Below are 2,162 nucleotides of genomic sequence, written 5' to 3'. Positions count from 1 at the left end.
TCCCCGTCCGCGACCGACAGCGAGACGGAGTCCGTGCCGGCCGGAACCAACCGCACCCGCAGCGCGGCCGCACCCGCAGCCGACACACTCACCCCGCTCCACGAGAACGGCAGCCGCCCCTCGTGGCCGTCGGCGAGGAACCCACCCAGGCCCATGGCGTGCAGGGCCGAGTCGAGCAGGGCCGGATGCAAGGCGAAGCCGGCCACCGGGACGTCCTCGGGCAGCGCCACCTCGGCGAGGAGCTCCGCGCCGTGCCGCCACACGCCACGCAGGCCTCGGAAGACCGGTCCGTAGCCGAAGCCGGCCTCCGCGAGCCGCTCGTAGCAGCCGTCGACGTCCACAGCGGTCGCACCGGCGGGCGGCCAGACGGCCGGGTCGGCGGTGTCGAGCGGGGCCACGTGTCCGGCCTCCGACAGGACACCAGTGGCGTGGCACGTCCACGGGGCATCCGGCCCCGAGCCGTCCTCGGCGCGCGAGTGGATCTCCAGCGTGCGCCGCGCCGCCGCGCCGGCGGCGCCGACAGTCACCCGGATCTGCACCGCTCCCTGCTCGGGGAGCACCAGCGGCGCGGCGAGGGTCAGTTCCTCCACCTGGCCGCAGCCGGTTTCGTCCCCGGCCCGTACCGCCATCTCCAGGAAGGCCGTACCAGGCAGCAAGGTCACGCCGGACACCGCATGGTCCGCCAGCCAGGCGTGCGTGGCGAGCGACAGCCGGCCGGTCAGCAGCACGCCGCCATCGGGCAGACTCGCTGCCGCACCCAGCAGGGCATGCTCCGCGGACACCAGACCGGCGGAGGTCACATCGCCGGGGGCCGCAGGCGCGTCCAGCCAGTAGTGCCGGCGCTGGAAGGCGTAGGTGGGCAGGTCGACGCGCCGGGCACCACGGCCCGCGAAGACCGCCTCCCAGTCGAGGGCGACACCGTGCGCGTGCAGCTGGGCGAGAGCGGTGGTGAACGCCACGTCCTCCGGCCGGTCGGCGCGCAGGGCCGGGACCGCGACGGCATCAAAGTCGGCCAGGGACTCCTGGGCCATCGCGGTCAGACCACCGGGGCCGACCTCCAGGAACGCCGTCACCCCCTCAGCCGCCAACGCCTGCACCGCGTCGGCGAACCGGACCGCGTGGCGGACGTGACGCACCCAGTACTCCGGGTCGCCCAACTCGCCCTCGGCGACGGGCCGTCCGGTCAACGTGGAGACGATCGGCAGCGTCGGAGCACCGAAGGTGACACGCTCGGCGACCTCGCGGAACTCCGCCAGCATCGGCTCCATCAACGGCGAATGGAACGCGTGCGACACCGCCAACCGCTTCGTACGACGACCCTCGGCCGCCAACAGCGCCACGACCTCGGCCACCGCGTCCTCGGCACCCGAAAGCACCACCGACGACGGCCCGTTGACCGCGGCAACCCCCACCCGGTCCGCACGCCCGGCCAGCAGCGGCAACACCTCGCCCTCCGAGGCCCGCACCGCCACCATCACCCCACCCGACGGCAACGCCTGCATCAACCGCCCACGAGCCGCCACGAGTTCAGCGGCATCCGCCAGCGAGAACACCCCCGCCACATGCGCGGCGGCCAACTCACCGACCGAATGCCCCGCCAGGAAGTCCGCCCGCACACCCCACGACTCCACCAACCGGAACAGCGCCACCTCCACCGCGAACAACCCCGGCTGCGCGAACTCCGTCCGCTCCAACAGCCCGGCATCCGCACCGAACACCACCTCACGCAACGACCGCCCAAGGTGAACGTCCACCACAGCACACACCGCGTCGAAGGCAGCCGCGAACACCGGGAACGACGCGTACAACTCACGCCCCATCCCCAACCGCTGACTCCCCTGCCCCGAGAACAGCAGGGCCAGCCGGCCACCCGAGGGGCCAGCCTCACCCGTCACCACTCCGGCAACCCGCTGCCGGTCCCCCACCACGGCGGACAGGCCCTGCAGCAGTTCCTCGCGGTCCCCGCCCACCACCACCGCGCGGTGCTCCAGCGCCGCCCTCGAGGTGGCCAACGACAGGCCGACCTCGGCGAGTCCGAGCTCCGGATGCTCCGCCAGGTGCGACAGCAGGCGTTCCGCCTGGCCGCGCAGCGCGGCCGGATCCTTCGCCGACAGCGGCCACGGAACGGCCACACCGGACGTCGGCGCACTCGATCGCTCAGC

1 protein-coding gene is annotated in these 2,162 nt (G+C 73.5%); it reads right to left on the bottom strand.

The genetic code is table 11. The annotated features are described in order from the left end of the window. Positions 1–2,132, bottom strand: a 2,132-nt coding sequence (locus ACZ38L_RS39220; protein ID WP_465702896.1) for an acyltransferase domain-containing protein, incomplete at its 3' end; no start/stop codon positions are given. Positions 2,133–2,162: the final 30 nt, after the last annotated feature.

The sequence above is a fragment of the Kitasatospora sp. NPDC024654 genome (assembly GCF_055559155.1).
The sequence above is the reverse complement of the archived record's forward strand: the minus strand, read 5'-3'. Positions and strand labels throughout refer to the sequence as shown.